Genomic DNA, 9,107 nt, shown 5'->3' with positions numbered 1-9,107 from the left:
TTTGAATCTTGTGATGCATCTCTAATTAATGAAGGTCTTGTTGATGATACGTGTTTAAACAAACCGTATAGAACCAATTGCACGTTTGGCGGTACAGATTCTTTCTCAATTTTATTTGCGTTTTCAAATGCTTTGTCAAATAAAAGATTTAATACTTCACTTTTCAATATATTATTTTTTTGTTAGTACGGTTATTCCTCCAATAGCTTTTTGACCCAGTTTGACTTCAATTGGAGTTCCTAAAGGAAAATATAAATCAACACGTGAACCAAATTTAATAAAACCCGCATCATCTCCTTGAATTGCAGTTGTTCCAATTGTTGCATAATTTATTATGCGTCGTGCTAAAGCACCAGCAATTTGGCGATACATAATTTCACCATACCTTTTGTTATCAATAACTACTGTTGTTCTTTCGTTTTCTTCACTTGCTTTAGGGTGCCAGGCTACAAGATATTTTCCTGGATGATATTTGCTATAGGTTACAGTTCCGTTTAGCGCATAACGCGTTACATGGACATTTATGGGAGACATAAATATAGAAACCATTAAACGTTTGTCTTTAAAATATTCAGGCTCAAAAACCTCTTCAATAACTACAACCTTTCCATCGACAGGAGCAATAATGTGAGAGTCACTATTTTTCGTTTCTCTTTTCGGATTTCTAAAAAACTGAAGAACTATTATCAATAAAAACAAGGCTAAAACTTGAATAGTTTTTTGTATCCAAAAGTTTACAATTAATAGATCTGATGCCAAAAGCATTGTAACAGCCATAATAACTGTTATTAAAATAATTTTTCCACCTTCTTTATGAAACATAATATAAAATTTGATAAAATAAATAAATAAATGGAGCTACAAAAATAATACTATCTAGTCTGTCTAATACACCACCATGACCAGGCATTATATTGCCGCTATCCTTCACATTAGCAATTCGTTTGAATTTAGATTCTACTAAATCTCCAATAGTCCCAAATACACTTGCAATAAAGGCAATTCCTATCCAAATGTACATGGTATTTATTTTTGATGAACCAATGTAGTATTTTGAAATTAATATTCCTACAAATATACTAAATACTAGTCCTCCAATAAATCCTTCTATTGTTTTTTTTGGAGATACACGTTCAAATAACTTATTTTTCCCAATTGATTTTCCAACAATATAGGCAAAACTATCGTTAGTCCATATTAAAATAAATATTCCAATAATTATTTTAGGGTTATATCCTTTTATACCTATAGGGATTTTAGCAATAAAAATGAATGAAAATATTATGTATCCTATAATATAGAGGTATTTGTCTGTTGCTGAGTGTGATGTGATTGTATTTGAAAATAAAAAAAACATTGCTTTTATTGAGATCAAAATAGTTGCAGCTAATACTAATTTTGACAGCCAGTTGATTTCTATTTTTCCAAATGTAAAAACCGAAAACAGAAGCAAAGCAAATATAGAGGGTATAGTTTTAGAAATTTGAACAAGATTACAAAATTCGTTTATAGCTATCAATAAAAATAAACCAAATAGAATAAAAAAGCTTGTTTGAGAATAGGAGATAGCGAATAGTAGTAAAAGCACATAAACGATACCTGATAACAACCTGGTTATAGTTTCGTTCATTTTATATATTTTCTAATAGCAGCAAGTATAAATTTTTATGAGAGCTGCCGTAATTTAAAAAATTTTCCTCGTTTGTTTTTTCAAAAAACTTTATCGTAGTTATATTTGAAGGATATTGCTTGTTGTATCGTTTTCTAATATTCATTAGACCTTCACTTTTATTTTCTATAATTTGACTTGTAGTTGCAAATACGACAATATTAGCGGGTAATTCATTTGCTTTAAATTGTTTAAATTGTTTTGATGAAAACAGTATTGATCCATCGTCAGCAATTAAATCTTCGCAATTGGTTAAAAAGAAATTTGGTTTTTTGACATCCTTATACTCCAATTTATTTTCTTCTAATAAAGTAAAAAGTTTTTCATCATGGCATAAAACTTCATTTTCAAACCAATCATTTTCTTCTAGTATGTTTTCAAACTGATCTCTTAATTCATTTAGGTTTTCACAATAAATAAATTTTCCTCCATTTTTTTTAAAATTAAAGGTAAATTTTTCATCTAATGAAATAACTTCTTGAGTTTCATGAGGATTTTCAGATGAATTATGTTCATCATTAGAAATTGTACCAAATAACTTTTTTATTATGTTCATTTATTACCTAATAATATAATAGAAATCAAAGGTAAAAAATCTTAATTCATTTTGCATATGAATTAAGATTTTTTTTTTAATAATTATATATATTAAATTAGTTCATTGGTCACATTAGATGCTAATTCTTCTTCTTCTTCTTCTTCTTTAAAATTTCGTTTTCCAAAAATAGTTTCTAAATCATCTTTAAAAATAACTTCTTTTTCAATTAATATATCCGCTAATTTATTTAATTTATCTTTATTTTCTTCAAGAATTTTTATAGCTCTTTGATATTGAGATTCAATTAATATTGATATCTCGTTGTCAATTACTTTAGCTGTTTCTTCAGAATAAGGTTTTGAAAAATTATAATCATTTTGGCCTGATGAATCATAATACGTAACATTTCCAATTTTATCGTTTAAGCCATATATAGTAACCATAGCTCGAGCTTGTTTTGTAACTTTTTCCAAATCACTTAAAGCGCCTGTTGAAATATTATTAAAGATTACTTTTTCTGCTGCACGACCACCCATGGTAGCACACATTTCGTCAAGCATTTGTTCGGGTCTTACAATTTGTCTTTCTTCTGGTAAGTACCAAGCAGCACCTAAACTTTGACCACGAGGAACAATAGTTACTTTAACAAGAGGAGCAGCATGCTCAAGCATCCAACTTACTGTTGCGTGACCTGACTCATGAACAGCAATTGCTCTTTTTTCGTCTTTAGTTATAATTTTATTTTTCTTTTCTAAACCACCAACTATTCGATCAACAGCGTCTAAAAAATCTTGTTTGTCAACAGCTGTTTTGTTATATCTTGCAGCTATTAAGGCCGCTTCGTTACACACATTCGCAATATCAGCTCCTGAAAAACCAGGAGTCTGTTTTGCTAAGAAACTGGTATCTAAGCCTTCCTGTTTTTTAAGAGGTTTTAGGTGAACTTCAAATATTTCTTTACGCTCTCTAATATCTGGTAAGTCTACATAGATTTGACGGTCAAAACGACCAGCTCTTAACAGTGCTTTATCTAAAACATCAGCTCTATTGGTTGCAGCTAGAACAATTACATTAGTATTTGTACCAAAACCATCCATTTCTGTAAGTAATTGGTTTAGGGTATTTTCTCTTTCATCATTTCCACCCGACATGTTGTTTTTTCCACGTGCTCTTCCTACAGCATCAATTTCATCTATAAAAATAATAGAAGGTGATTTTTCTTTAGCTTGTTTAAATAAATCTCTAACACGCGAAGCACCTACACCCACAAACATTTCTACAAAGTCTGACCCTGATAAAGAAAAGAAAGGAACGTTTGCCTCTCCAGCAACTGCTTTTGCTAACAAAGTTTTACCTGTTCCAGGAGGTCCAACTAATAAAGCTCCCTTTGGAATTTTACCTCCTAATGCGGTGTATTTTTCTGGAGTTTTTAAGAATTCAACAATTTCTTGAATTTCTTCTTTGGCTCCTTCTAATCCAGCTACGTTTTCAAATGTAGTTTTAATGTCTGTTTTTTCGTCAAATAATTTGGCTTTAGATTTTCCAATACTAAACATTTGGCCTGCACCACCTGAACCACCTGACATTCTTTTCATCATAAAAATCCACAATCCAGCAATTAGTAAAAAGGGTAAAAGAAATCCTAAAATTTCTGTCCAATCGCCTGTAGTTTTAAAATCATAATTAGAAACTAATCCTTTTTCAGCTGCTTCTACTAATTTTTTCTGAAACAATTCTTCGTTACCAATATTTTCTAAAAGATAATGAGGACCTTTTTCATTTAGTTTTTTTAAAACGTCTTTACTAACGTCATCATAAGCTTTATTACTTAAAACTTCTTTTTTTAAGTATATTTCGGCAGTTTTACCATTAAATACAATTACTTTTTCAACCTGTGAAGCATCTAAAAGTTGATTAAATTTTGAAATAGTTGTAGGTTTTGGATCACTAAAATCTAAACCTGATGATGCTACTTCAATAATAAATAATAAGGCAAGTACAGAAAGAAATATATACCAAGGACTAAATTTAAACCCAATTTTTTTTGGAGCTTTTGACATAATTAATTTTTATTTTCTAATGATATGATTTGGGCATCTCCCCATAAACCTTCAATATTATAATACGTTCTTATATGTTTTTGAAAAACATGAACCACCACATTTACATAATCCATAAGTACCCATTCTGCATTGTCTGAACCTTCAACATGCCATGGTTTGTCTTTTAATTCTTTAGAAACTACTTTTTGGATGGAGTTAACAATTGCGTTAACTTGTGTGTTAGAATTTCCGTTACAAATGATGTAATAATCACTAACAGTATTGTCGATTTTTCTTAAATCTAGAATGTTAATATCGTTCCCTTTTACATCTTCAATTCCTTTGATGATATTTGCTATCAAATCATCATTATTTATTTTCTTTTTAGTCATCTAAATTTTTTAGTTTATGCAAATTTACCAAATTTTGTCTTTACATTTGAATGTTTACAAAAGAATACAAAAAATATTTTTTACAAATGAATATAATCAAACTAAATGCCACAAACTCTACTAATGATTATTTAAAAGAATTGATGCGAAGTCAGTTTGTTCAAAACTATACTGTAGTTGTTGCTAAAACCCAAGAAAAAGGAAGGGGTCAACGAGAATCAGAATGGTTTAGTGAGTCGGGTAAAAACCTTACTTTTAGCGTTTTAGTAAGAGATTTAATTATTAACCCCAACGCTTTATTTAGTTTTAATGCTGCAGTTGCAATAAGTGTTTTAGAGGCTTTAAATCAACTGACAAAAAAAAATATTGCTGTAAAATGGCCAAACGACATTATGGCAGACCAAAAGAAAATTGCAGGAATTTTAATAGAAAATTCAATTCAAACTGACGGAGAAATATTTTCAGTAATAGGAATTGGATTAAATGTAAACCAAACTCAATTTAATAATTTAAAAAATGTAACCTCTTTAAGCTTATTAGAACAAATAGATTTTGATTTAGATGAGGTTTTAAATGTTATTTTAGAAAAATTGAAACAAAATATTTCTTTAGTGCGATCGCATAAAACTGATTTGCTTTGGGGAACATATAGAGCCAATTTATTTAAAAAAGAAATTCCCACTGTTTTTGAAGATTGTAATCAACAAAAATTTATGGGAATTATAAAAGGTGTAACAACTACAGGTCAACTTCAAGTAATGTTAGATGATGATTCTATTTCGAACTATAACATCAAACAAATAAAAATGTTGTATTAATGAATAATTATTTTTTTGGTGATAAATTGATTTGCGCTGTTTAGTTTTAGAAAATAAAAACCTGTTGGTATATTTTCTAAACGATATGTGTTATGGTTTAACAAGGGTTTATTTATTTTTTGAACAACCTGTCCTTTAGTATTAATTAATAGAATAGCAGTTAATTCAACTTTAGTATCAATTAGTATTGTATTGTCGTTTGATGGGTTTGGATAAATTAAAATATCATCTAAACTAACAAAATCTTGATTGGAAAGTACCGAACATTGCGTAGACCATATTTGACAAACATACTCAGGATGATCAATGTATGGATTTCTGTTATTCTGAAACGTATAAACAGCATTGTTTTTTGCAATTTCATATGCGCTAACAGGATCTTGAGTATGCCAAGTGATTAATATGTTTAAAAATGTGTTTGTATAAACTTGATTGGTTGTGTTGTTCAACATATCATAGGTCCAATTTGTAACTTCATTTTCATAGCGGGTTGCAAAATACAAAAGTGCTCTTGCAACATCACCTTTAAACTCATCAATAGGTTCAAACACGGTTCCGCTATATCCGGCTGCATATCCCGAATTTATATTACCTCCTTTTTTTGATCCGTTTGTAGAAGTCCATGAAGCACTGCTTACAACTCCAAAAGGAAAATTTCCTCTTTGTCCGTTTACAGATCCATCGCTGGGCAAAACAAAATGAGCATCTGAATACATGGGGTAATTATTGCTGCCAAATACAGATTGTGGCATAATGTGTTCCCTATTATAACACGATCCTTCTCCAGAATAGTTGCCACATTGATCAAACGTTGAACTATATTCGTAACTATCTGCACCTGAAGGGTTTTCTGAATAGATATCTAATAAAGTACCGTTATTTTCGTAATAATTGTCTCTAAAAGCTGTGGTGGTAAACAAAGTCCAAAGGTCGCCATAGTTTGCTACATCAAGAGAGTTGGTATTGGTTGCAATTATACTGGTAAGATTGGTTTTTAATGTATATCCATTTCCTGTTGCGGTGTTATAATATCCTGTTGGAATTTGAGCAAATCCTAGAGATGTAGTAAGCATCAATAATAATAAATAATTTTTCATTGCAAATAATTATATCTTTTTTTCAAGTAGGGCCATGTAAAAACCATCATATCCAGATTGATGGGCCAATATGCTTTTGTCTTTTACTAATGTGAAACTTTTTCCTTCCTCAGATTTTAAAAATTTCTTAATTTGATCTTGATTTTCAGATGGCAAAATGGAACAAGTGGCATATACTAATTTACCTCCTGGCTTTACTATTTTTGAATAGTTTGTTAAAACTTCAGACTGAACTTTTTTGATATTTTCAATAAATTCGGGCTGTAACTTCCATTTACTGTCAGGGTTTCTTTTTAAAACTCCAAGACCACTACACGGTGCGTCAATTAAAACTCTATCGGCTTTTTCGTGTAAACGTTTGATTACTTTAGTAGTATCAATTACTCTAAATTCAGCATTAAAAACACCATTTCTTTTGGCACGAATTTTTAATTGTTTCAATTTACTTTCATAAATATCCATGGCAATTAATTGGCCTTTGTTTTCCATTAATGCTGCCAAATGTAGCGTTTTTCCACCCGCACCCGCACAGGTGTCAACTACGCGCATACCTGGTTTTACATCTAAAAAGTAAGCCACTAATTGTGATGAGGCATCCTGAACTTCATAAAACCCTTCTTTAAAAGCGGGTATCATAAACACATTGGCTCGTTCTTTTAAAACTAATGCATCAGGTTGGTCTTTGATATAATCTGTATCAATATTGTTGTCCATTAAAATAGAACGCACTTTTTCTATTGTGGTTTTTAAGGTGTTGACTCTTAAAATAACTTTTGCTTGTTCGTTTTGAGCGGTTAATTCTTTGGCCCAAGTTTCTTCACCTAGTTCTTTTACACCCAATTCATCTATCCAATCTGGAATAGATTCTTTAAATTTTCTAATTTTAATTAATTCGTCAAAACGCCCTTTTATTTTTCTGGTAGGAGTCGCTTCAAAGTATTTCCAATCAGGTAATTTTAGACCTCTCAACACAGCCCAAACAGCAAAAATGCGCCAAACATCATCTCTTGTAAAAGGGTCTTTAACTTCCGCAATCTCAACATATAATCGTTTCCAACGTACTATTTCGTATATGGTTTCTGCAACAAATTTTCGATCGCTACTTCCCCAACGTCTATCTTTTTTTAAAGCTAACGCAACCATTTTATCGGCATATGATCCTTCATTAAAGATAGCCATTAATGAATCAATAACCGTAAACACTAAATTTCTATGTAATCTCATTTTATTTTTTAATCAGTCTGCAAATGTACTACATATAAAACGTTTAAGTAAATATTATGAAAATAAAAAAAGACCGCAAATACTGCAGTCTTTTTTTATGGTAATCAAGCGTGTTTTTTTATCTTTTGCCTACTGTTGATCTAGAGCTTAAACTTACTCTTGAGCTTGTATTTCTTGAGGAATTACTTTTTCTGTTTGCAGTTGACGTGTTTTTAGTTTTTGTGGTTCTTGGTTCTGCACTTGTTCTTGTTGAATTAGGTCTTGTGTTTCTTGAACGTTCGTTTCTTACTTCAGAAGAATTTTTTATTGGTCTCAAAGTTGTAGATGCACTTTTTGTGGAAGCCATTTTTGTGTTTCTTGAACGTGCATCTCTTGATGTTCTAGATGATGATTCCATTCGGGGTTGCGTAATTTCTCTTTTTCTGACGTTTACGCTTCGTGTGTTTCGTGTTCTGTCCAATTCATATCGGTTTGAAACAGTTGCGTTTCTATGAGAAAATGAACGTTCTGGATACCTCGATTCGTATGCGTTTGCTCTTCTTCTGTAATATGAATTATAAGAATTGCTACAGTTTCTATAATTTACGTAATTATAGTGGTGACCATAGTTGCCAATATAGATGTTAATGTGATTTCTATATCTAAATATTGGAAAAGGATTCCAAAATGAATAGTACGATGGATAATAATTCCAATTCCAACTTGAATAATAAGGACTGTAATTAGTTGACCAAAAAGTGCTATAAATAATTGGTCTGTGAGCATACACAGGCTCATATATATAATTTTCACCATACATATACACATCACCAACAACTTGAACTTGAATGTTGTTGTTGTTGTCTTTTTGAATTTCAATACTAGCTACATCTTGATATATATCGGTATCAATTACAGATTGAACAATTATAATATGATCATTTCCTTCAATAGATTCGATAACTCTCAAATAATCGACATAATCATCATTATTTAGATCCAAATTACTAATTTGTGCTTTTGGGTCGTTTATTCTTTTTTCAAAGTCTTCTAAATCTGATGACTCTCCAAAAATAGTTGCTACTGCTCTCAAATCTAAATTATCACTTATTTCTGCATTTTTTGCAGTAACAGTTGTTTTATCTTGGGCTACAACAAATAAACTGGTGAAGCTAAATAAAAGGCTAAGGGTAAATAATTTTTTCATTATAAATAGATTTAAAGTTAATACTTAGGGCTAATTTTATATTTGATTTAAATAAAACAATATTCGTGCCAAAACCGACTTTTATAATTTAAGCATTTGATAATCAATATTTTAAAATAGCAATTAAATTAATTTTATATT

At 30.4% G+C, this 9,107-nt stretch carries 9 protein-coding genes; 1 reads left to right on the top strand and 8 read right to left on the bottom strand.

Annotated features, from left to right (window positions below; all coding sequences use genetic code 11):
- Positions 1-171 precede the first annotated feature (171 nt).
- The 5 genes from AABM47_RS10550 to rsfS all read right to left on the bottom strand — a co-directional run bounded on the left by AABM47_RS10550 (position 172) and on the right by rsfS (position 4,641).
- Positions 172-822, bottom strand: coding sequence for a phosphatidylserine decarboxylase family protein (locus AABM47_RS10550; RefSeq protein WP_338410887.1), 651 nt, complete (start codon positions 820-822; stop codon positions 172-174).
- Entirely contained in the window at positions 812-1,630 is an 819-nt protein-coding gene (locus AABM47_RS10545) for a phosphatidate cytidylyltransferase (RefSeq protein WP_338410886.1), read from the bottom strand. Before AABM47_RS10545 ends, AABM47_RS10550 begins: the two co-directional genes overlap by 11 nt.
- A 1-nt stretch (position 1,631) precedes the next feature.
- Complete coding sequence (locus tag AABM47_RS10540) at positions 1,632-2,225, bottom strand: LUD domain-containing protein (protein ID WP_338410885.1); 594 nt, start codon at positions 2,223-2,225, stop codon at positions 1,632-1,634.
- A gap of 92 nt (positions 2,226-2,317) precedes the next feature.
- Complete coding sequence (gene ftsH / locus AABM47_RS10535) at positions 2,318-4,267, bottom strand: ATP-dependent zinc metalloprotease FtsH (protein ID WP_338410884.1); 1,950 nt, start codon at positions 4,265-4,267, stop codon at positions 2,318-2,320.
- Positions 4,268-4,269: 2 nt separating this feature from the next.
- Positions 4,270-4,641, bottom strand: a complete 372-nt coding sequence (gene rsfS / locus AABM47_RS10530; RefSeq protein WP_338410883.1) for a ribosome silencing factor — start codon at positions 4,639-4,641, stop codon at positions 4,270-4,272.
- 86 nt (positions 4,642-4,727) lie between these two features.
- On the opposite strand from rsfS, the gene AABM47_RS10525 reads away from it, so the two are divergent.
- Complete coding sequence (locus AABM47_RS10525; RefSeq protein WP_338410882.1) at positions 4,728-5,459, top strand: biotin--[acetyl-CoA-carboxylase] ligase; 732 nt, start codon at positions 4,728-4,730, stop codon at positions 5,457-5,459.
- Here the strand turns inward: AABM47_RS10525 and AABM47_RS10520 are convergent.
- From AABM47_RS10520 to AABM47_RS10510, 3 genes are all read right to left on the bottom strand, one after another.
- Complete coding sequence (locus AABM47_RS10520) at positions 5,456-6,556, bottom strand: endonuclease (RefSeq protein ID WP_338410881.1); 1,101 nt, start codon at positions 6,554-6,556, stop codon at positions 5,456-5,458. The genes AABM47_RS10525 and AABM47_RS10520 overlap by 4 nt on opposite strands.
- Positions 6,557-6,565: 9 nt before the next feature.
- Positions 6,566-7,780: an RsmB/NOP family class I SAM-dependent RNA methyltransferase gene (locus tag AABM47_RS10515; RefSeq protein WP_338410880.1), complete on the bottom strand. Its 1,215-nt coding sequence runs from the start codon at positions 7,778-7,780 to the stop codon at positions 6,566-6,568.
- 118 nt (positions 7,781-7,898) lie between these two features.
- Positions 7,899-8,966, bottom strand: coding sequence for a hypothetical protein (locus AABM47_RS10510; protein ID WP_338410879.1), 1,068 nt, complete (start codon positions 8,964-8,966; stop codon positions 7,899-7,901).
- Between the last annotated feature and the right edge of the window lie 141 nt (positions 8,967-9,107).

This window comes from uncultured Flavobacterium sp., assembly GCF_963925415.1.
Lineage (GTDB): Bacteria > Bacteroidota > Bacteroidia > Flavobacteriales > Flavobacteriaceae > Flavobacterium.
Note: the sequence above shows the minus strand (reverse complement) of the source record. Positions and strands in the feature narration are given on the sequence as shown.

Bases quoted from the DNA above. Each gene is read 5' to 3' on its own strand.
- AABM47_RS10550 (WP_338410887.1), bottom strand. From the start codon at position 822: ATGTTTCATAAAGAAGGTGGAAAAATTATTTTAATAACAGTTATTATG.
- AABM47_RS10515 (WP_338410880.1), bottom strand. From the start codon at position 7,780: ATGAGATTACATAGAAATTTAGTGTTTACGGTTATTGATTCATTAATG.
- AABM47_RS10525 (WP_338410882.1), top strand. From the start codon at position 4,728: ATGAATATAATCAAACTAAATGCCACAAACTCTACTAATGATTATTTA.
- AABM47_RS10545 (WP_338410886.1), bottom strand. From the start codon at position 1,630: ATGAACGAAACTATAACCAGGTTGTTATCAGGTATCGTTTATGTGCTT.
- AABM47_RS10520 (WP_338410881.1), bottom strand. From the start codon at position 6,556: ATGAAAAATTATTTATTATTATTGATGCTTACTACATCTCTAGGATTT.
- rsfS (WP_338410883.1), bottom strand. From the start codon at position 4,641: ATGACTAAAAAGAAAATAAATAATGATGATTTGATAGCAAATATCATC.
- ftsH (WP_338410884.1), bottom strand. From the start codon at position 4,267: ATGTCAAAAGCTCCAAAAAAAATTGGGTTTAAATTTAGTCCTTGGTAT.
- AABM47_RS10510 (WP_338410879.1), bottom strand. From the start codon at position 8,966: ATGAAAAAATTATTTACCCTTAGCCTTTTATTTAGCTTCACCAGTTTA.
- AABM47_RS10540 (WP_338410885.1), bottom strand. From the start codon at position 2,225: ATGAACATAATAAAAAAGTTATTTGGTACAATTTCTAATGATGAACAT.